The organism is Acinetobacter dispersus, assembly GCF_009884975.1.
GTDB classification, from domain to species: Bacteria; Pseudomonadota; Gammaproteobacteria; order Pseudomonadales; family Moraxellaceae; genus Acinetobacter; species Acinetobacter dispersus.
This window is the reverse complement of record NZ_CP041970.1, coordinates 862533-882958: the sequence shown is the minus strand read 5'-3', so window position 1 is coordinate 882958 and position 20426 is coordinate 862533. Positions and strand designations below refer to the sequence as shown.

At 40.3% G+C, this 20426-nt stretch carries 28 protein-coding genes; 22 read left to right on the top strand and 6 right to left on the bottom strand.

The window, feature by feature from the left end; genetic code table 11:
• From FPL17_RS03765 to FPL17_RS03750, 5 genes are read right to left on the bottom strand one after another with little or no spacing between them, the layout of a single operon-like run.
• A complete protein-coding gene (locus tag FPL17_RS03765) occupies positions 1-1743 on the bottom strand; it encodes a DDE-type integrase/transposase/recombinase (RefSeq protein ID WP_159883353.1) in 1743 nt (580 codons plus the stop codon).
• Positions 1744-1745: 2 nt separating this feature from the next.
• Complete coding sequence (locus FPL17_RS03760; RefSeq protein ID WP_159883351.1) at positions 1746-2687, bottom strand: coiled-coil domain-containing protein; 942 nt, start codon at positions 2685-2687, stop codon at positions 1746-1748.
• Positions 2687-3004, bottom strand: coding sequence for a helix-turn-helix domain-containing protein (locus FPL17_RS03755; protein ID WP_032874621.1), 318 nt, complete (start codon positions 3002-3004; stop codon positions 2687-2689). The genes FPL17_RS03760 and FPL17_RS03755 overlap by 1 nt, the downstream gene beginning before the upstream one ends.
• Entirely contained in the window at positions 2991-3137 is a 147-nt protein-coding gene (locus FPL17_RS18715) for a hypothetical protein (RefSeq protein WP_167515353.1), read from the bottom strand. Before FPL17_RS18715 ends, FPL17_RS03755 begins: the two co-directional genes overlap by 14 nt.
• Positions 3138-3192: 55 nt before the next feature.
• Positions 3193-3408: a DNA-binding protein gene (locus tag FPL17_RS03750; RefSeq protein WP_032874619.1), complete on the bottom strand. Its 216-nt coding sequence runs from the start codon at positions 3406-3408 to the stop codon at positions 3193-3195.
• Positions 3409-3509: 101 nt separating this feature from the next.
• On the opposite strand from FPL17_RS03750, the gene FPL17_RS03745 reads away from it, so the two are divergent.
• From FPL17_RS03745 to FPL17_RS03710, 8 genes are all read left to right on the top strand, one after another.
• The gene (locus FPL17_RS03745; protein ID WP_032874617.1) at positions 3510-4169 is read left to right on the top strand and encodes an XRE family transcriptional regulator; all 660 of its coding nucleotides are present in this window, start codon (positions 3510-3512) and stop codon (positions 4167-4169) included.
• Between the two features lie 14 nt (positions 4170-4183).
• Entirely contained in the window at positions 4184-4777 is a 594-nt protein-coding gene (locus FPL17_RS03740) for a hypothetical protein (protein ID WP_159883349.1), read from the top strand.
• An 80-nt stretch (positions 4778-4857) separates the two neighbouring features.
• The gene (locus FPL17_RS03735; protein WP_159883348.1) at positions 4858-5358 is read left to right on the top strand and encodes a glycoside hydrolase family 108 protein; all 501 of its coding nucleotides are present in this window, start codon (positions 4858-4860) and stop codon (positions 5356-5358) included.
• Positions 5355-5804 carry a DUF7940 domain-containing protein gene (locus tag FPL17_RS03730; RefSeq protein ID WP_159883346.1) on the top strand — a complete coding sequence of 150 codons (450 nt, stop codon included), beginning with the start codon at positions 5355-5357 and terminating at the stop codon, positions 5802-5804. Before FPL17_RS03735 ends, FPL17_RS03730 begins: the two co-directional genes overlap by 4 nt.
• A complete protein-coding gene (locus FPL17_RS03725; RefSeq protein WP_159883344.1) occupies positions 5804-6109 on the top strand; it encodes a hypothetical protein in 306 nt (101 codons plus the stop codon). Before FPL17_RS03730 ends, FPL17_RS03725 begins: the two co-directional genes overlap by 1 nt.
• A gap of 5 nt (positions 6110-6114) precedes the next feature.
• The gene (locus FPL17_RS03720; protein WP_159883342.1) at positions 6115-6411 is read left to right on the top strand and encodes a VpaChn25_0724 family phage protein; all 297 of its coding nucleotides are present in this window, start codon (positions 6115-6117) and stop codon (positions 6409-6411) included.
• 16 nt (positions 6412-6427) lie between these two features.
• Positions 6428-6976 carry a phage protein Gp27 family protein gene (locus FPL17_RS03715; protein ID WP_159883340.1) on the top strand — a complete coding sequence of 183 codons (549 nt, stop codon included), beginning with the start codon at positions 6428-6430 and terminating at the stop codon, positions 6974-6976.
• On the top strand, positions 6976-8616 hold the full coding sequence (locus FPL17_RS03710; protein ID WP_159883338.1) for a hypothetical protein: 1641 nt from the start codon (positions 6976-6978) through the stop codon (positions 8614-8616). The genes FPL17_RS03715 and FPL17_RS03710 overlap by 1 nt, the downstream gene beginning before the upstream one ends.
• On the opposite strand, the gene FPL17_RS03705 is transcribed toward FPL17_RS03710, so the two are convergent.
• The gene (locus FPL17_RS03705) at positions 8594-9292 is read right to left on the bottom strand and encodes a hypothetical protein (RefSeq protein WP_050676016.1); all 699 of its coding nucleotides are present in this window, start codon (positions 9290-9292) and stop codon (positions 8594-8596) included. The genes FPL17_RS03710 and FPL17_RS03705 overlap by 23 nt on opposite strands.
• A 299-nt stretch (positions 9293-9591) precedes the next feature.
• Between FPL17_RS03705 and FPL17_RS03700 the strand changes: the two genes are divergently transcribed.
• From FPL17_RS03700 to FPL17_RS03635, 14 genes are all read left to right on the top strand, one after another.
• Positions 9592-10359 (top strand): DNA adenine methylase, encoded by a 768-nt coding sequence (locus FPL17_RS03700; protein ID WP_159883336.1) that lies wholly within the window; start codon positions 9592-9594, stop codon positions 10357-10359.
• Positions 10360-10572: 213 nt separating this feature from the next.
• Positions 10573-12165, top strand: coding sequence for a DUF935 domain-containing protein (locus tag FPL17_RS03695; RefSeq protein ID WP_159883334.1), 1593 nt, complete (start codon positions 10573-10575; stop codon positions 12163-12165).
• On the top strand, positions 12158-13501 hold the full coding sequence (locus FPL17_RS03690; protein WP_159883332.1) for a phage head morphogenesis protein: 1344 nt from the start codon (positions 12158-12160) through the stop codon (positions 13499-13501). The genes FPL17_RS03695 and FPL17_RS03690 overlap by 8 nt, the downstream gene beginning before the upstream one ends.
• Positions 13502-13590: 89 nt before the next feature.
• Positions 13591-14085: a phage virion morphogenesis protein gene (locus FPL17_RS03685; protein ID WP_159883330.1), complete on the top strand. Its 495-nt coding sequence runs from the start codon at positions 13591-13593 to the stop codon at positions 14083-14085.
• Positions 14086-14144: 59 nt separating this feature from the next.
• A complete protein-coding gene (locus FPL17_RS03680) occupies positions 14145-15224 on the top strand; it encodes a phage protease (RefSeq protein ID WP_159883328.1) in 1080 nt (359 codons plus the stop codon).
• A complete protein-coding gene (locus FPL17_RS03675; RefSeq protein ID WP_032874596.1) occupies positions 15224-15646 on the top strand; it encodes a hypothetical protein in 423 nt (140 codons plus the stop codon). The genes FPL17_RS03680 and FPL17_RS03675 overlap by 1 nt, the downstream gene beginning before the upstream one ends.
• A complete protein-coding gene (locus FPL17_RS03670) occupies positions 15646-16572 on the top strand; it encodes a Mu-like prophage major head subunit gpT family protein (protein WP_159883327.1) in 927 nt (308 codons plus the stop codon). Before FPL17_RS03675 ends, FPL17_RS03670 begins: the two co-directional genes overlap by 1 nt.
• A gap of 14 nt (positions 16573-16586) precedes the next feature.
• A complete protein-coding gene (locus FPL17_RS03665) occupies positions 16587-17018 on the top strand; it encodes a gp436 family protein (protein WP_159883326.1) in 432 nt (143 codons plus the stop codon).
• Complete coding sequence (locus tag FPL17_RS03660; protein ID WP_159883325.1) at positions 17012-17623, top strand: phage protein Gp37; 612 nt, start codon at positions 17012-17014, stop codon at positions 17621-17623. Before FPL17_RS03665 ends, FPL17_RS03660 begins: the two co-directional genes overlap by 7 nt.
• 3 nt (positions 17624-17626) lie before the next feature.
• The gene (locus FPL17_RS03655) at positions 17627-17917 is read left to right on the top strand and encodes a hypothetical protein (RefSeq protein ID WP_159883324.1); all 291 of its coding nucleotides are present in this window, start codon (positions 17627-17629) and stop codon (positions 17915-17917) included.
• A complete protein-coding gene (locus FPL17_RS03650) occupies positions 17887-18639 on the top strand; it encodes a hypothetical protein (protein WP_159883323.1) in 753 nt (250 codons plus the stop codon). Before FPL17_RS03655 ends, FPL17_RS03650 begins: the two co-directional genes overlap by 31 nt.
• Positions 18640-18657: 18 nt before the next feature.
• Positions 18658-19467 carry a phage tail protein gene (locus tag FPL17_RS03645; RefSeq protein WP_159883322.1) on the top strand — a complete coding sequence of 270 codons (810 nt, stop codon included), beginning with the start codon at positions 18658-18660 and terminating at the stop codon, positions 19465-19467.
• 123 nt (positions 19468-19590) lie between these two features.
• Positions 19591-19968, top strand: coding sequence for a hypothetical protein (locus FPL17_RS03640; RefSeq protein WP_032874696.1), 378 nt, complete (start codon positions 19591-19593; stop codon positions 19966-19968).
• Between the two features lie 11 nt (positions 19969-19979).
• Positions 19980-20306 carry a hypothetical protein gene (locus tag FPL17_RS03635; protein ID WP_159883321.1) on the top strand — a complete coding sequence of 109 codons (327 nt, stop codon included), beginning with the start codon at positions 19980-19982 and terminating at the stop codon, positions 20304-20306.
• Positions 20307-20426: the final 120 nt, after the last annotated feature.

The following is a 20426-nucleotide window of genomic DNA, read 5'->3' as shown; positions in this document are numbered from 1 at the left end:
TTATCCCCCCACAACTTTGAGCGCAGGACGCTTATTCTGATTTTTGATTTCATTGACGATCTCTCGAATGTCATCCGCTGGCACTTCGCCATTCGGATATCTTTTTTGGAGTAACTGGTAGGTTTCTGCGGTGTAGAGTTCACCTAGCAAGCCACGCAATTCGCTGGCTGCTTCAAAAATAGATACAGGTGCAGAAATACGACGCTGTTGTGGCGTTGTAAGCTGTTGACCAGCACGTGGAATATAGGTAGGGACTTCTGTCGCTTTCACATCTGCCATCACATCAAGTGAGCCTTGATATGCTGTGTGCTTTTTAGCAATTGCTTTATCGACTTGTTCTAGCGTGTCAGCGTCATACGCTTTTTTCATGATGCTTTTACGCTTGGCATCGATAGTACTTTGAGGCATTGCTGCTGGTGTTTCACCAATCACCGTTGCATCTACACTGAAGCCGACCCAATCGGTCTGCATTGGTTCGCATGTATAAGCGATTTCTTCACCATGTTGGTTGATAACCAATACATCCACACATGGTGCGCGGTATGGGTTTACCACGACTTTAAGCTTGGCTTTTACATACACACCTTCAATGTGTCGTACATCATATTCATGTGATCCATAGCCTTTGATTGCATATGTAATACTGAGATTTCCAGTAACTGTACGTTCAACAGGTACAGTTGTGAGCAGCTCTTTGCATAGCTCTAAAGGCGGTGCAATACGCAATTGTTGGGTTGATATAGTTTGCCAAACAGCATTGCGAGAGCGACCAGTGCGACTATGATTTTTGGTTTCATTCCAATTTTCACGCCAAGCCTTAGCTAGCTCATTTAAATGGGCTATGTCTTTGACTTCGACAAAGCGCAAGCGACCTTCAAATTGTGTCTCAACAATATTTTGAGCATTTTCAACTTGACCTTTGGCACGTGAATTACCAGTAGCGTGAGCTATAAAAGTCACATCCAAACCATTCAATAAATTCTTGAATAGCCCTGATGTGTTGGCACATCCTTTATCTGTTGAAAGGATAAAAGGCACGCCATGCATTGGCTCTTGAGCAGACCGTTTTTGAATGCAGTTTAAGAAAATCTCTGTTAAGTTCTCCGCACTTTCACTGCCGTAGACATATTCAACATAGACTGAACCACTAAAGTGATCTGTGATCACGTAGCGAATCACACGGTCATTTTCAATTTTCTTTACATTGGCTGGTTTGTTCTTATAGAACTTTTTCTCGTCCATGACTTGAAGACCAGCTTTTGGCAAATAGAAGATGACGCAGATTGATGCATCAACTTGCCAAACATGATTCGGGTGCAATGATTTTTGTTGAGTGTGAGCGGTTGGAGTAGCTAGTTGCTTGGGGTGGCACATGTTGTTTTTCATGACACGTGCAATCGTTGCAGCTGATACTTTTGGTGCTTGACCGCCAGCAACCAAAATCTCCAAAGCCGTCGTAACAGGTAAGGTTTTTTTACCATTGGCGCGTGTTGCGACATGTACCATGCCACCAATCTTTTCAGCCACATCAACCGATACAACAGACTTGCCTTTGTCAGAACGTTGTTTACGTCCAGTTGTATATCCAACAGTTTCTAATTCTCGGTAAAGTTGAGCATTGCTGATGTTTAAGAATTCACAAGCAGTAGCGACAATTTTCCCCTTCATGCCATGACCAGCATTCTGAAGCTTTGTTGCTACTTCTCGTAGATAGTCCTGAATTGCAATCTCTGGGGTTGTCATGGTTACTGCTCCGTAGTTGTTTCGACTTCAAGAGCAGCTACTGGTTGAACTTCAGCAATTGTTGCTAACCATTCAGGCGTAACCATTTCTTCAAAGTTGATTTGAATACCGAACTCGGTACTTGTTTGTGCGATCTGTTGGAATGCTGCATTTACGTTTGATTCAAGTGACTGCTGAATGTCATAGAGACCATGTGTGTCAATCGCTTCGATTACGCTGTTGACTTGATTTCTGAAACGCGAAGTCGCATTGAGTATGAGCTGACATGCTTCATGTAATTCTCTGATAGCAGATGCTGCTAATTGTTGATGCTCAGATTCAGCACGCTTTTGGATTGCAGCTGGACTTTCAAGCTTGGCAAGCTTGCTGTCGAGTTGATTGATTTTTTGGTCTTTCTTTTGAAGAAGCTGCTCTTTGGCTTGATCATTAGATTTAAGCTCAGCAACTTCCTTGTTCAATATTTCTTTGTCCTTGGCGTGTTTTGCCGACATCTCTTCAATAAGATCAATTAAGCTCTCACGGTCTCCAGTTTTGACAGACTCGCCATTGATCAAGACCTCACGGTCTTCTTCAGGAAGCTTGCGAAGTTTACGTAAGTCGCGGTAACCCAAGCCCATACGCTGGCTTGTTTCTAAGAAGTCTTCACCAAACGTTCCAAGGTTGCGAATATCTTCATCAATGTGTTCGCGACTTTTACCCAAATACTGGCAAAACTCCTCAAAAGTGGTAACCGTCACCAGTTTTCCAGCAGAGTCAAGAACCTTTAAACCTTTGTATTGTTTAGATTCTTTGATTTCAGCGATCAACTTAATTTCGGTGACCGTCACCAGTTTTTTAATAAAGTTGGTCGCTTTAATTGCACCAAGCTTTTCTGAAAGTTGAATCTGTTCAACAGAAACTGATTGCTCAATTTGAGCGAGTTGATTTTGAGTTACATCCTTCATTATTTATTCCCCGAATTGATTTGATTCACACCTGCAAACACTCGTTGTAAATGCTCTGATAATCTGCCTTGAGCTTTTTCAATCTCTTGTGTATGTGCATGTGCAACTGATACAAAACGATTACCTAGCGCGTATGTGCCATCATCAAGCTGCTGCGCTAAGCCCTCAGCTGCGAGTGTTTGTAAAGCACGAGTGATTTGTGCTGGTGGTTCATCTAACTGCTTTGCTAGCTCTTGATTGGTCACACCAGATAAGCTGTGTCCAGTTAAGGCTTTTAAAACTTTGAGAACTTTTTCTGCTGATTTAACGGTGCTCATTTCTCATATCCTGTAGTTGTAGGGATAAGATTTTGTTTTCTTGAAGCAACAATTCGTTGTCATTTTCTGCAAAACACCAGCCCATAAATGCAACCACCATTAGTGCAAAAATGATCCCTGTTAATATATTCATGACACTTTCTTCCTAAATTTATAAAAAAAAGGGTTAAAAAAAGGTTAAAAAGCGGTTAATCTATATCGGTTGGTTTTGGAATAACTTTTAAACCCAAAGCAACTGCAATCTCGTGACCTTTGCCATAAAAGCCTTTTCGAGCACCTGTCATTACTCGATAGACATCATTTGGATCAAAGTCATTCTCGATTGCGAATTGTTTAAGTGTTTTGCCTTGAGCATTTAGGTTCTTTTTGACCTGTGCTTTTGTAAGTGCAACTTCACCAGCCATTTTATGGACTCCTATCAGTGTTGATGTGGTGCATATATGCACCTTATTAATCCGATATTAGTTCATATATAACCTTATTTCAACTTATTTAAGGTCTATTTATGCCGATTCTGACTTCTGAAAGATTTAAATCTGAGCGAAAGAGGTTAAATCTGAGCCAAGAAAGCTTGGCTAAGCTCATTGATGTAAGTGAATCGACTATCAAACGTTGGGAAAATGGTGCGTCCATTCCAAGTGACAAACTTGCACAATGTGCCAATGAGGGGTTTGATATTGTTTTTGTTCTGCTTGGAAAAAAAATTGAAGAAGTAACATTTCCTAGCTCACATTTTGAAGATGAGTTTGCACTTGTTAATGTTTTCGATGTCGATATTTCTGCTGGTCACGGATCAATTTGTGCAGGTGATGCAAAACCTGTTAGCCGTTTAGCTTTTAGAAAGGATTGGCTTTCTAAAAATGGTCTATATTCAAAAGACCTATTAATTGTTTATGCCAAGGGAGATTCAATGCTTCCTACCATCCAAGATAAAGAAAAGCTGTTGGTTAATTCTGCTGATAAAGAATTAACAGATGGATTCATTTATATAATTCGTAATAATGAAAATTATTGGGTGAAACGTGTGCAGCGACAATTTGATGGATCGTTGCTTTTAATCTCTGATAATAAGTTGTATCCACCTATGCAACTTGATTTGAATGAAGCAAATGATGTAGAGATCATTGGTCGTTGGATTCCACCAAGCCGTGCAACTTTCTACTAACTAGGTCATTAGAAATGAAAAAGTTTTTATTGTTGGGTGTAATTTTATTGGGTGCTTGTTCAAAGCAAGAGCTACCAAAAACTGATAATCAAGATGGAAGCAAGATAAAGTCCTATATCAATAAACATTATGGGGAAAATGACCCAGCTGCTGTAATTGATTTTATACAACTTGCAGAGGTCACTATTAAAAGCCTGCCTAATGCTCAGGCGAGCTATAATCCCAATGCAACAGAAGTTAAATTGCTACCAAATAGCACACCCTCTGATAGTAAATTTGAAAAGTTTAATGACTGGTATAGCGTTAAAATAATTAGAGATGCTGATTCAGTAAAATGGAAAAGTTTTCTAGTTGAAGTTTTAGATAAACAAGGATATGTACAGTCTAAAAAAGCTGCTTTTAGTGCTTGTAAGGATGTTTGGAAGAACATTGATAATCGTGTGCCAGCCGTAATTGATGAGCTTGCTGCAAAAATTGAAGGTTATGAAAAATCAGAATCAACGGCAGCAACTATACAAGTCCGAAACGGGTATAGATTTAATCTTGATGCAAGTCATTTCCAAGAAGGATATCCAGTCGTTTGCGCCATTGCATACGAGAAAAATTAAAATAAACGGAAGCCTTTCCGCCTAATATAAAAAGTACCAACTAGACAAACTAGCCTCATCATTTGATGAGGTTTTTTGTTGTGGCTAAAACATTTCAAGACGCTCTAAAACGAGTGCTTCAACATGAAGGTGGTTATATTAATCATCCTTCAGATCCTGGGGGTGAAACCAACTACGGTATCACTAAAGCAACAGCCCAAAATTATGGCTACAAAGGCTCAATGAAAAACATCCCAATGGATGTGGTTGAACGTATCTATAAAAATCAATTTTGGGATGCCTTGGATTGTGACAACTTTCCATATTCTTTTGCATTTCAATATTTCGATGCTGGTGTGAATCATGGCTTGAGCAATGCACGAAAGATTTTGCAGCGTGCTCTTGGTGTCAAAGATGACGGCATTATTGGCTCAATTACTCTAAACGAAGTACGCAAACAGCCACAGTTCGCTTTGATCAATCTATTCAATGCTGAACGTATTCAATTTTATACACGTATCAAAACCTTTAGCACATTTGGTAAAGGCTGGATGAGCCGTGTCTCTGGCAATCTTAAATATGCTGCGGATGATATGCGATGAAAAAAACTCAATTTAAACGCCCACGTAATCTTGTACCTTCAGCAACGACTATTGGCACAATCGCTGTCGTTACTGAGAAAGTAGAACAGCCTGTAGTCGAAAATACTGAAACGGTTAACGAGTTAAAACAAAAAATATTGGATCAAGCTAAACGCCATCAAAAACGCGTTGAAGAACTCCAAACTGAACTTGCCAACAAAGATCAAATGTTGAAACCAATTCTGGGTGTATCGAACTCTCATGAGGGCTTTTTAGTTAAGAACTGGCATACCGCTTGGAAGTGGATCTCGACTTGGGCATTCGGATTAATCGGATACATTTCTTTGTTCGGTATTCCTCAAGAAGTCCTTGCATTAGTTCCTGAAACTTACCAAGTGAAAGTCATGGGCATTCTTGCATTAATTGGTTTTCTAGGTCGCTTTATCAATCAAAGCCGAGGGAAATAATGCAGCCCAGCTATATCGGTATAACTATTACTTTGATCAGCTTCCTTTTTAATTTTGGACTTGCTGCCTATGTCTATATTTCAAATAGGCAGGCGGCAAAAGATAAGGAATTACAAGAGACTAAAGAGCGATTAAGTCGATTAGAAGAGCGTGTCAGCAACATGCCTGATCATAAAGTGATTAGTGATATGGCTGGTGATATGAAAGCCCTCAAAGAATCTGTAGCGGGGTTAAAAGAAGTTATAGCCCCTTTAGCTAAATCAGTGGATCGTGTGAATGACTATCTGCTGCACCACAAGGATTAATAATTATGAGTTTCGCAGAACATTTAAAAGAAGATATGCGCTTGGTTATGCTTCGTACCTTGGCTGAAATGCCTCAGTATCGATTGAATTCTTCAGTGCTGCATAATTTTGTTATTCGATATGGGCATAGTTTAAGCCGCGACCAATTGCGTACAGAACTACATTGGCTTGCAGAACAAGGCTTACTTGTGATTGAAGAAAACTTGGGGTCGGTGCTGGTCGTTAAGCTCACTGAGCGTGGGGCTGATGTTGCACAAGGTTTAGTGGTTACTCATGGCGTTAAACGTCCATCTGCATCATAGGTGAAATATGTCATTTATGAGAAAGATTTCTGACGATGCCCGAAAGTATCTTGAGTCTTTATTAAGAGAAGACCGCTATACGATTGACGACCTCATGGACATGTTTGGTGAGAAATTTCCTGACGAAGCCCCAGCACGTTCAACGATGGGACGAACTAAAAAGAAATGGGACGAGGAAGCACAAGCCTTACGCAATTTTGCTTCAGCTTCTGAAGTGTTGGTCAAAGAGCTAGGTCACGACATAGATGATAAAGGCGGCATGCTTTTAGCTCAGGCAGTTCAAGCTATTGTCACCAATGTAGCTTTGAATGAATTGACCAATAGTGGTGATGATCCCGAAAAACCCAAAATGAATATTGATGATGTCGGTCAATTGGCGCGAGCTGCACGTGCAGCAATGATGACAAAGTCAAAAGCTACAGAAAACCGTGAAGATATTCGTCGACTAGCTCGTGAAGAGTTGCTGAAAGAACAAGATGAAAATCTTAAAAAAGCGGCTATATCTCAAGGGTTGGGTGCAGAACAACTTCAGTTCTGGCGTGAGAAAGTACTGGGAATTAAATAATGACAGCATTGAAGGCTCGCCAAGATACGGTTCGCGTCATTGAATGGGATGAGCTTCCTGAACGCGCACGTAATATTCCGAATAATCTAAATCCATTTGAGGAAGGTGTTTTGATGAAACACCAAGTCGAATGGTTAAAGATTAAAACGGATATAAAAGTCTGCCCCAAAGGTCGACGAACTGGTATTACATTTGCCGAGAGCTTTGATGCTGTATTAACTGCTGCTGCAAGCAAGGAAGCTGGCGGCATGAGTGTTTACTATATTGGTGACACGAAAGAAAAAGGTTTGGAGTTCATTGGCTACTGTGCCAAGTTTTCCCGTGTAATTGCTGAAGCGCAAGGTCAAGGCATATCACAAATAGAAGAATTTCTATTTGATGATCAGGATGAAAAAGGCGAAACACGCAAGATCACAGCCTATCGTATTCGATATTCAAGTGGCTTTCAGGTTGTGGCTCTCTCAAGCCGTCCTGAAAACATTCGCGGTCTGCAAGGTAAAGTTGTAATTGATGAAGCAGCCTTTCACCCGAACGTACAAGGTGTGATTGAAGCTGCCACAGCATTGCTGATTTGGGGTGGTCGTATTGTTATCATTAGTTCTCACAATGGCAAAAACAATGCCTTCAACCAGTTTGTTAAGGATATTGAAGCTGGTGTATTTGGAGAAGATGCTCAAGTTTTGACTGTTACTTTTGATGATGCAGTAGCCAATGGCTTGTATGAGCGTGTCTGCTTTATGCAGGGCAAAGATGCAACTATTGAAGGCAAGCAGAAATGGTATAAGAAAATTCGCAAAGCGTATGGTAGCCGTAAGGCTGCTATGCGTGAAGAGCTGGATGCTATTCCACGTGATGGATCGTCAGTGTGCTTACCAACGCTTTGGGTTGAGCGAGCCATGACTGAAGTAAGGACAGTTCTTCGATTATCCCTTGGCGATGATTTTACAGCACTTACACCAGATGAGCGTGATGCGTACATTGATGACTGGATTCAACGATATTTAGAGCCTGAGCTGCAAAAGCTTGATAAATCCAAACAGCACTGTGCTGGGCAGGATTATGCACGTCATCGGGACTTTAGTTTTATTCTACCATTCTACATTGCTCAGGATTTAAGACGGATTGCACCTTTTGTGATTGAGATGCACAAAGTGCCATCACGCTTACAGCAAAAAATTCTTTGGTACATGTTAGAGCGATTGCCGCGCTTTGGTGGCATTGCAATGGATGCCACTGGTAATGGTGAAACCTTAGCGGAAAATACAGCAGAGAAATTTGGTGAGCATATGGTGCATCAAATCAAACTTAGCCGCGCATGGTATGGTTTATGGACTCCAAAACTGGTCACAGCCTTTGAAGAAGATATGATTGACTTGCCAATAGATGCGGACTTAAAAAATGACTGTTCTGCGATTGAGGAAGTTGACGGCATTTACATGGTTTCAAAAGTGCGTGCAAAAGATATTAAAGACCCTGAGTTATATCGTCATGGTGATGGTGCAGTGGCAATGATCCTTGGATGGTTTGCCAGCCTGCACCTATCGAGTCCTATTGAGTTTATGGCACTTCCAACTCGCGAAGAGTTGGAGTTGAATCATGATGATTATGATGGGTGGTTTAGTGAGACTGGGTGTTTATAGTTTTGAAATACCCTAGATTGCTTTCACCCCTATGAAACTCTGTACTATATGAATTTCCGTTTTCATCTTGATATGAAATAGTTAAAAAATCTACTTTAAAGTCGGTGTGAAAATTTGTATTTCCATTTTTTTGTAGAGATGAAATCTCAATCTTAGGTCTTGTACATTTAATATACTTAGCATTGCCACCTAAATTTTTTATATTGAAGGTATCGCCCGTAGTACTGCTAGACCTACGGTTCAAGGTAAATTCTGGTTTTGCCTTTAAAGTTTGTAATTTGTGATCATGTAAATCTTTTTCTTGGTAATATCTGAGTTGTTCATTAGAAATTTTCACTAATTCTATTTGTTGTTCTACATTGTTTTTGAGTTCAATAGCTTGTGCTTCAAGTGCTTTATTACTTGTTATTAATTCCCGTGCTTGAATGTCAATTGCTTTCGTATTTTGCTTATAACCTAAGTATAAAAATAAAAAAGCTAATGGTGAAAAAACACCCGATAAAAAGTCACCTAATTCATTTAGGGGCATTATTGTTTTGTTACTTACAAAAATAAGCATGTAAAAAAGATATATAAATAAGTATGAAAAAATGAAAAATAAGTATCCTGAAACTAATAAAAATAAAAAGGGTTCATTTTTTTTTACTTTTAAAACTTCTAAGCAAATTTTATTCATTTGGAAATTACCATTCTAATTGAAGAGGATGAGTTAGCTTGGAATTTTAATATCAACCACACGGTCATTACATCTATTTTTATATGTTTCACAAGTTCAAAAACTTCACAAATTTTCAGGGAAAGAGTTCCACCTTACAAATAAATAAAAAAAATAAATAATTAAAAGCGAGGTGACGATCCTTGCTCCAACAAGAATCGCCCCCTTTGGTATGACGCTACCGCAGGCTAAGCCTCGCTACTGTGCACACAGTCATAGCAGGCTATCAAAAATGAAAAGCTTTTGCAGTAGGTGAAATCATGAAAACCAAGCCAATTGTTCCGTGGTTAGGTGGTAAACGTCGTCTGGTGTCGCAATTGATTGAAAAGATGCCTGAACATAAGTGTTATGTGGAGTTGTTTGCTGGTGGTGCAGCATTGTTTTTTATGCGTGAGCAGCCATCAAAAGTTGAAGTCATTAATGATGTAAATGGTGAGTTGGTGAATCTGTATCGAGTTGTGCAGCACCACCTTGAAGAATTTGTCCGTCAGTTCAAATACGCAATTATTAGCCGTCAGATGTTTGAATGGTTGAAAGCAGCAAGCACTGACTTGATGACTGACATACAGCGTGCTGCTCGGTTTTATTATTTACAGCACACTGCTTTTGGGGCAAAGACCTCTGGTCAGTCTTTCGGTACAGCGACCACTTCAAAAGCTCCAAGCTTCTTGCGTATAGAAGATCAATTGACTGATGCGTATTACAGGTTATCTGGAGTCACTGTTGAGAATCTAAGTTGGGAGGATTGCTGGCTGAAGTATGACCGCCCACATAGCTTTATGTATGCTGATCCACCATATTGGAAATTAGCTGGTTATGGTGTTGAGTTCGGTTGGGATCATTACTTGAAGATGGCTGAGATGATGCGAACGTGCCAAAGCAAAGTCATGCTGTCGATTAATGATCATCCTGATATAAGAAAAGCATTTGCTGATCTAAATTTTAGTACCACTAAAATTAATTACTCAGTGGGTAAAGTTGGAGCTAGCCGTGATGAAAAACAGGAATTAATCATCACCAATTATTAATCGCACTGATTTATGGATTTATAAACGTTCATGAACACGTTTTTAGCGATTTAAAGACAATTCTGCATCAATGAGCCGTATTTGTTTTTTGATCGCTAAAAACGCCCATTCTGTGCGAAATAAAAATTCTAAAATAAATGGAAGTCTTTCCGCCTAATTTTAAAAAAGCCAAAAAACAATAATGGTGCAAAATCCTCAAATTGTGTTTGCGCTATGTCTAAGAAAAAAACTCAATCCAAAACTCAAGATCGTACTGCACTGGAGCAGAATCAGACTGCCGAGGTCGCTTGGTTAGCTAACCAATGGCAAGACCACCCTGTAGTTGGTTTGACTCCACTCGCAATGCATCGATTATTGACTGATGCTGAACAAGGAAATTTACAGGCTCAAGCGGACTTATTTTCTGATATGGAAGAGCGTGATGGTCATATCTTCAGTGAAACGGATAAACGCAAAAAGGGATTGAATGGCTTGTCTTGGGGAGTCAAACCACCTAAAAATGCCTCTGAAGCTGAGCGCAAAATTGCTGAAGAAGTTGCTGAGTGGATTGATGACATCAAAGATTTTGAAATGTTCTTATTCGATGCAATGGATGGTGTCGGTCATGGTTATTCATGCCAAGAGATTGTATGGCATCAACTCGGCAGCTTGTGGCTGCCTAAAAGTTTTGATCATGTAAACCCTCGTAATTTCATGACTCCATACAATAAGCCTAACGTATTGAAGCTAAATGATGGATCACCAGAAGGCGCAGATTTTTGGGACTTTGGTTGGTTTATTCACCGCCATAAAGCCAAGTCAGGCTATATCGCTCGCTCTGGTTTGCATCGTGTGCTTGCATGGCCGTTCTTATTTAAGAATTATGGCATCCGCGATGTGATGGAGTTTTTAGAGACTTATGGCTTGCCGAGTAAAATTGGTAAGTATCCATCTGGTGCAACTGAAAAAGAAAAACTAACCTTACTCCGTGCAATTATGAGTATTGGGCGAAATGCTGGCGGTATTATTCCTCAAGGCATGAGCATTGACTTTCAGGCTGCAACGGATGGCGACACTAAAAACCATTTTGATCTAGTCAAATGGTGTGAACAGACACAGTCAAAAGTGATTGTGGGCGGAACGTTACTTTCTCAAGCGGATGGCAAAACCAGTACCAATGCCCAAAGCCATACCCATGAGCTTGGGTTTGAAGCCATTAAGAAATCTGATGCCAAGCAGCTTGCTCGGTCAATCACGGATTGCTTAATTCCGAATATGATGCGACTCAACTATCCGAATGTTACCCAAGACCGTTATCCAGAGTTTTATTTTGATACAACAGAAACCGAGGATATTCAGGTCTTCAGTGAAGCATTACCTGAACTTGTAAAAATTGGTTTTAAAATCCCACGTACTTGGGCGCATGAAAAACTAGGCATCCCTGAGCCTGCTGATGAAAAAGAAGCAGTACTGGCATATACACCAGAGCCGACTACAACACTTCCTAATTTGGCGGCTAATACTTATATTCCACAGCTGCTAAATGGATTGATTGCAGCCAATAATCAAATACCACTTGAAGAGCAAGCCATTCAATTATTGCTTAAAGATCAAACTGATCAAGCACAAAAAACTGCTGAAGAATGGATGAAAGATTTAATAGTAAAAATCCAAGCTGGGCAAAGTGATGAAGAAATCTTAGCCGTTTTGTCTGATCTTTACCCCACTGATGAAGAGCCTGCACTTCAAGATAAATTAACCAAGCTTTTTTTTGCAGCTGAAGTATTTGGTCGTTTGAGCGCGGAGGCTGAAGCAGAAAATGGCTAACATACCACAGCGTCCTGAACTTAATGCTTTGTTTAATTCTCCGCCTGAAGATGCAATTGCTTATTTAAAATCAAAGGGTTTTAAAATTGGTTGGGATTGGCATGAGACTCTTGATGAGGCACACAGCCGTGCATTCACGGTTGCCAAAGTAGCAAAAATTGATTTGTTGCAAGACATTAGAAAATCTTTAATTACAGCATTGGAGCAAGGACAAAACCTAGAACAGTGGAAAGCTGGCATTACACCTGTGCTTCAGCAAAAAGGTTGGTGGGGAAAAAAGAGTGTCATTAATCCAGCTGGTATCGTGCAAACGGTGCAGCTTGGAAGTCCGCGACGTTTAAAAACCATCTTTGACACCAATGTGCATAAGAGCTTGGCGGCTGGTCGCTATAAAGCACTTATGGCGACGGTAGATACTCGCCCCTTATGGGAGTGGGTTCATATTTCAATTTCTAATCCAAGAAAAGTGCATCTGGCTCGTAATGGTGAGACACGTCGTTATGATGATCCATTCTGGCTTTATGCCTATCCACCAACAGAATTCGGCTGTAAATGTAAAGTAAGAGCGAGACGTGCCAGTGATGCAATTGCTTTAGATTTACATGTTGTAGAGACAGCTCCTGAAGATATTGAACAGCATCAAGTTGTCATTGGTAAAAGTAGCTTTACTGGTCAAGATGCTATTGCAACTCAGACACGTATTCGAATCAAACAGGCAGATGGTCAAGTCACATATTTTTCACCAGCTGCTGGCTTTAATAGTCACCCAGCTTCAAGTTATTTAATCGATGTTGAGTTGGCTAAGCGAGCAGCCGATCTGCTTGGTGCTGAGAAGGGTTTGCAGCAAGTTCAAGAAATGTTATTGAGTCCGCCTCGACTTAAAGCGCATGAAGCTTTTGTTAAAAACGCCATCAGTTTTGGCAAACAGCAAAATAAGACCAGCACTGTTGGTGTTATTGATATGCGTGATATTAAATTTTTGGCTAAAAAGAATGTTGCTGTAGAAAGCCCAATTCTTACTATTTCAGATCATTTACTTGTAGGTCAAAAAGCTAAACGTCATGGTGCGGCTGGTAATGCACCCACATTGGTTGAATGGCTTGTTTTACCAACAGACATCATTCAGCTTGACCGTGTTTTGTGGGATGTGAGTAATGAAAGCATGTTGTATCTGTTGCCTGTAATGAAGGAAGACCTAACAGAATACACAGATGAATTTTTAAAGCTTTCAATACGCTCAAAAGATGGTGTGATGGAGATTGTGAGTATTTTTAAAGTTCAGAAGAAAGCAATTGTTGATGGGCTTAATGCTAATTTTTATGAGGTTATAAGATAAAGGCGGTGGACGACTTGCACGTCATAATACTGAATGAACCGTAACCTTTCTATTAGGAAACTACCGCCTTGTTAGGAACAGTATAATTTATGAGCACTATCAAAATCAATGATCAGGCGTTAATAGATCGGCTACACCAAGTAGCTGAGCGATTGTTTGATACAAGCCCATTGGCTGCTGCGATTGCAGGAACATTTGCAACCGTAACGGATGATAATTTTGAAAAAGGTGGTCGCCCTGAATGGGCTGGACGATCAATTACTACGCTTAAAATCTATGAATACAAAGGTATTAAATACAGTGGTGTTTTGCAGGCTTCAGGAAATTTAAGAGCCAGAGTTGTGACCAGCCATACTCAAGATGAAGCAATAATCAGCAATAACATGCCATATGCAGCAGCAATGCATTTCGGGATTAAGCAAGGCGCATCGGGTAAAACAAGTCGCGGAGCACCAATACCATTCGGTGATATTCCTGCACGTCCATATATGCCAATGGATACAAATGGCATTCTTCAACCTGAAGCTGAACGTGAGGTTTTTTTAGACGTAGACCATTATTGGCAGAAAATTTTTAACCCATAAAAAATAAACGGAAGTCTTTCCGCCTAATAAAAAAAAGCTGGTGGTGCGATTCTGCCAGCATGAAAAAGAACTTATTAGTAGCCGCGTGCTCATTCGCCCTAGATGCGACATCGACTTATCTTGTTTTGATTCCTGAAGGAGTCTTTCGTGGTATCGATGGTCGCCCCATAGATGCTCCACACTGGATTTTGACACCAGAACGTGGTCGTCAAATTGCTGCCGCATTAAGTCAACGCTCTATCGATTTAGTGGTGGACTATGAACACGCGACTTTAAAAGCTCAAGAGTCTGGTGATCCTGCACCAGCATCTGGCTGGCTCAAACCAGCTGGATTCCAATATGTTGAGGGAGTCGGATTATGTAGTACTCAATTTGAATGGACAGAAAAAGCAAAAGGATATATCGAGGCTAAGGAATATAAATACACTTCGCCTGTTTTCTTCTACAACCAAGCTGGTGAAATCCTCGGACTTCACAGCTTCGCCTTAACCAACACCCCGAATTTAGACACCTTGCCCGAAGCACGTCTTGCTGCTGCGGCTCAGGACTTTTTGTCTCAACAATCCAATGAGGACACAACAATGAACGAGTTTTTAGAACTCATGCGTAAATGTCTAGGGCTGCCCGAAACAGCTACAGAACAAGAGTTATTAACTGCTGCAAATAGTGCATTTGCCAAAATGGATGGTGCATTTGGAACAACATTGATTGCTGGTCAGGCACTTTCAATTGCGATTGATAAGGCGATTGAAGTAAAGACCGCAGCAAATAGTCAAACGCCTGATCCATCAAAGTTTGTGCCAATTGAAATGTACACCGAAGCTAAAGCACAAGCTGCATCTGTAGCTTCTCAAGGTCAAGAAAAAGAAATCAATGATTTGATCACGGCAGCTTGTAGTGATGGTCGCTTGACTGGTGGTAAAGCCACAATCGCTTGGGCAAATGATTTTGCAAAACGTGATTTCGATGGCTTTAAAACGCATATGGAAGGTATTCCCAAAATTGCCGCTTTAAGTCAAAAGCAAACGTCCACTGTCAACCTCACTACTCAACAAGAGAAGGTTGATGAATTGCAAGATGATGTCTTCAACATGTTGGGTGTGTCAAAGGCTGATATCGAAAAATATGGAGCAATCTAATGACTAAAGCTACCGCAGGAATCAATACCGAATATCGTGATGGGATTAAGTTTCCAGTCGCATTACTTGCTTCAGCAATCGTGCTTCAGGGGACATTTGCAGTTGTTGGCTTGAATGGCTATGCAATTTCGTCAGCAGATGTAGGTGGTGATGATCAAAAATGCATAGGTATCTGGGACTTTGACGCTGTAAACACTGGTGCAAATGGTGAAGCATTTGGTGTGGTTTGCCGCAATAAGCATTTTCTTGTTGCCAACTCTTCAACTGATCCAGTGACTCAAGCTGAATTGGGATCATTAATTTATATCGAAGATAACCAGACTGTTGCTAAAACGGATGGTGCTGGAACTCGTTCTGTTGCTGGCATCTTTATGGGCTTTGACACTGAATATACAACCCACGTTTGGGTGGAGATCGCATAATGAAATTTACCGCAGAAAATGCAAAGCAGGTATTGGCGCATTTATTTACTGGCTTTAAAACAACCTTTAATAAAACATTTACAGAAACAGAAACTACTTGGCAGCAAATCGCCACAGAAGTCCCTTCCAATAGCAAAGCAGAAAATTATGCTTGGCTAGGTAAGTTTCCAAAGTTGCGTGAATGGATTGGTGAAAAAGTCATTAAACGTCTTGAAGGTTATGGTTACACCATTACCAATAGAAATTTTGAATCAACCATAGCCGTCCATAAACATGAAATTCAGGATGGCGACATTATTGGGCTGCCAATTATTTTCTCTTCAATGGGTGAAGAAGCAAAGCAATTTCCACAAGATATTGTTTTTGAGGCTTTAACTACAGGGTTTAAAAATAAATGCTTTGACGGCAAAACTTTTTATGCAACTGATCATCCTGTTGGGGATAAAGGTAAAACGACCTTTTCAAATAAACTAACTGAAAAATTGTCATGGGCAAGTTTGGCAGATGCTGAGGCAAGCTTCGGTCAAGCTAAAACCATGATGACAAGTTTAAAGGACGAAAATGGTCGTAGTCTGAAAATTAAACCTACTTTGTTGGTTGTACCTCCAGCACTTGAATCGATTGCTACAGCTTTAATGACCGCATCAAAGTTTGCTGATGGTACAGAAAATATCTACAAAGGTAATGCTGAAGTATTGGTTGATGCAGGATTGGCTACTGATACGGAATGGCATTTGTTGTCAACCAAAAAAGTCATTAAACCGATTATTTACCAAAACCGCCAAAAGCCTGAACTCATGTCAAAAACTGATATTCAGTCTGATGATGTCTTTAAGCGTGGTGAATATCTATTTGGTGTTGAAGCACGTGGTGAGGCTGGATACAGCTTACCTCATCTTGCAGTTGGCTCGACTGGTACAACCTAAAGGCAGGTGCTGAAATGACTTATGTAACGGCAGATGCGATGCGTGAACGCTTTGGTGATCAAGAGCTTGTTGAGTTGACAGATAACCGCGAGCCATACCTAGGCGAAATTAACTTTGACAAGTTGAATGCTGCACTAAGTGAGGCAAACAGCGAAATCGATGGTTATGTACAAGTCCGCTATAAACTGCCGTTATCTATCATTCCGCCTTATCTAGTCGCTATTGGTTGCCATGTCGCTCGTTATCATCTTTGTACAATGGTTTTGACTGAAAATGATCCAATCAAAATCCGCTATGACAATGCATTAAAAACCCTTAAAGCTATTTCTAAAGGTGATATGGCTTTAGGAGGTGCGCCTGCTGGTGAATCTGCACCTATAGAGTCCTCGTCTAACAACGTCATGATTACTGTAGGTCGTAGAGATTTTGGAGGTAATGCATGGTAGACCTAGACCTTTCAATTGTTGAGCAAGGCATCAAGGATGTTTTAGCTCAACAGATTAAAGAAAAAAAGTGGAACTGGATTCGAGACATCAAAACCTATGGTGGCGAGTTTGATGACGGAACACTTGCATGGGTTAAAACGTTCCCAGCAATTTGGGTGACGTTTCAAGGTTCGGGAACACCTAAAAAAATTGGTCATAGTACAACTGAGTACCCTGTGACTTTCGTTGTTTTAGTTGGTGCACGTTCTTTGCGGAATGAAGAAGCACAACGTCATGGTGCATTAAATGACATTGGCACTTATTTAATGCTCAAGCATGTGCAGAAGCTTTTAATTGGCAATGACTTGTCATCGAGAAAAGTCAAAGGTCTTGCTCCGCTGAGTCTTGGACGTACTAAAACCATTTTTAATGGAAGAACCCAAGGGCAATCAATCAGCGTTCTATCACAAGAATTTCACACTCAATACGTCATTGAAGCTTCAGATCGCGTGCGCGAAGAAGAAGAAACTGAAGCTGATCTCATCAAAATTAATGTCGACTATCACTTTGAGCCAGATGATGGCTTTAAAGATGAGTCTGATTTAATTCAATTAAAGGAAGTATAAGCAATGCCTATTCCTCAAATTAAAACGCCAGGTACTTATCTGGATGTAAATATCAATACTCAGCGCAGTGGTTTGCCAGCAAATACTCAAAAAGTTTTATTTATCACTAACGATGTGCAATTTCAGCCTGAAAATGGAGCTGTACCACTCGATATTTATGATAAAGCACAGGCGGATGCACTCTTTGAGAATGGACCAAATCCTAGTGAAGCTGGTCGAATGATTACTGCTGCGATTAAGACAAATCGATTTGTGAGTGTTCAGTGTTTGGGAAAGCCTCAATCGGAAGCGTAATTAGTTGTGCTGGGGCAACCTCAAGTCTTAAGTGGGCTTATGCTGTAAAAGACGAGACATCACAAGCAATTGCACTAATAACTTTAGTCGATGGAATCCAAGTCGATATTATTAACAATGCTCCAGTTTGGCTTTCTAAAGAGTTATTGAATGAGATGCCAACTGGCGAAGTTCCTGATGGCTTCTCAATAAGCAATGGTGTTTATAAGTTTACAAATAATGATTCCATGCCTCATCGAATAGAGTTTGTAATTCTTAACCCTGAATTCTTTAGATCAGTTGTAAGTGATAACCCAACAGAGCTTCAGATGACATCTATAGTTGGTGAGCGCATTGGTGCTTGTCTTTCACCACAGCAAAACCAATTTATTTGTACACCTGAAACCGCATCAACATCCGTTCAGTTGTTCAAAGCTCGAGACACGCTACCATTTTTGACGTTCGCCAATGTAGCTTTCAATATTTATGAAAATGGTACAAAGGTCGCGCATGAACAGAGCCTATTGAATGTTGCAGCAATGAGCAGTATTGGGCTTGAGGTGCTTTTTTTGGATGAAACAAACCGTCTTATTAATATCTCTAGTAAGGATGGATTTAATAGCCGTGCAATTGTCCTGCAACCAACAATGGCAATTATTAATGACATTGATATTTCACAAGGCGATGCCGCTGTAAAGAATGCGGACTCAATCTTTATGTGTCTTGCTAAGAAACCTACATAATTTAAGGATTAATCGTTTATGACTACCCAACAAATAATCGCCCCACTCGGGCACACCATTATCGCTTTATCTTCAGCTCCAGAAGATGAAGTAGGTGAAAATACAGTTCAAGCATGGATTGAACACTTAAACTCTGTAAGTGATGCAATCAACCAAAAACCAGCAATTTTAATTGTTCCATTTTCAGATATTGATCAGGCTGAACTTTTTGCTGCCAATTCGCAGATCGAAACGTCATATCGAGTTGTATGTGTTTGTTATCATGGTGCTCATGGTTTCGAGCCTGAGCTAGCTGGGGCTATGGCAGCTGCATTGGCAGATTCGAATGATCCAGCATTACCGTTTGACGGTGTCAATCTTGGTGGTATTCCTGCTGTTGGCGATGAATATAAACTCACATTTGAACGGATTGAAGCAGCACTCAATAAAGGTGTTTGTATGATCGATACTGGAGCGGATGGGCTACCTGAAATTGTTCGTGCCGTTTCTACTTATCGAGTCAATCCAGACTCTGGTGCAGATGATGACTTGATGCTCGATATTAATGGTGCATTGATTGTTGATTACACACGTAAAGTCATTCGTTCTGATTTGGCAAAGGAACGTCGTCGCAAGAACACTGCTGCCCAGCGTCGTAATGTACGTTCAATTATTCTGAGACGTTTAATTCAATTGGATGATGCGGAAATATTGCAAAACGTTCGTGCAAGAGCTGACCAGCTTATAGTTATTGAAGATGCGAATGATCGATATCGAGCAAATGCTAGAATCCCTGCGGATTGGGTGCGTGGCATGCATATTATTGATGGGACACTTGATATCTACTAGACCATTAAATTCCACTTTTGAAGGCTGCTTATGCAGCCTTTAATATTTATGGAAGTCTTTCCGCCTAATAAATAAAAATAGTTATATGCACAATAGCCTCATGATTTTATGAGGTCTATGAAAATGGCTGAAGAAGCAGTAAGTCTTATCATCATGAGTGTTGATGGTCAGGACTATGATTGTATTAAGTTTAATGTGTCAAAGACAAATGGTAGAAAGCGAATCCCTACAATGAATCGCAAACTACGAGCGAAATATAAGTCAGATGGGATCAAGCTCTATGACATCACATGTTCGGTAGTAATCCCTGATAGTAAAGATAAAGTTGATTGGGAAAATATTGAAGATGCACGTATCTCTATTGAGTCACCAAGCGGAGGTTTTCGCGAAACCTACATCGATTGTAGTGTGACATCATCAAGTGATTCTTATGATGTTAATGGTGAGACAATGCGTGATTTGACTATATTCGCAATGGATTGTTTAACAGAAACATTTTAAGTGAGTGAATCATGGAATTAAGTATTGTAGACACTCTGCCTGTTGCATTAACGGTAATGGTGAAAGGTAAGCCACTCAGTTCAAAACAGATTGAATTCGCTGATATTAACTCTTCTGATTTGTTAAAGGCTCGTACCAAAGCGGTGGCTGGTGATTTTTTACAGATTCATGAATATTGCGCCAAGATCAAACTCATTGATGGCAAAGGCAATAAACATGCTGTGCCTTATGATGTATTAGCATTTACCACAAGTGCTAACCTGAAAAAACTTGAAGAGCTTGATTTTGATTTATTGGTAAAGCTTCAAGCCGAGAGTTCAGAGACCCCATCAATTTAATAACTGCGCTTCATAATGTGGGCGTTGAATTATCAACTGCTGAACAAATGCCAGCGCACTATGCGTTGGCATTTTTGTCTGAAAAGTTGGAATCTCTAAAAAAACTCAGGCATGAGCGGC